The following is a 255-nucleotide window of genomic DNA, read 5'->3' as shown; positions in this document are numbered from 1 at the left end:
TACTTTAATGGGCTGTTCTCTGTTCGCTCGCCGCTACTTGGAGAATCGAGTTTTCTTTCTTTTCTTGTTCCTACTTAGATGTTTCAGTTCAGAACATTCGCCTCCATACGCTATGTATTTACGTATGAATACTAGAGTGTGTCTAGTAGGTTTCCCCATTCGGATTCCCCCGAGTTACTGGATATTTGCTCCTATTCGAGGTTTTCGTTGCTTGTCACGTCCTTCTTCGCCTCCTGGTGCCAAGGCATCCGCCTT

General features: G+C 45.5%; 1 rRNA gene. It reads right to left on the bottom strand.

Annotated features, from left to right (window positions below):
* A 23S ribosomal RNA gene (locus ACU68W_RS09365) occupies nt 1-253 on the bottom strand; the annotation flags it as partial.
* Nucleotides 254-255: the final 2 nt, after the last annotated feature.

This window comes from Finegoldia sp. P2-F-LR (assembly GCF_052932265.1).
Note: the sequence above shows the minus strand (reverse complement) of the source record. Positions and strands in the feature narration are given on the sequence as shown.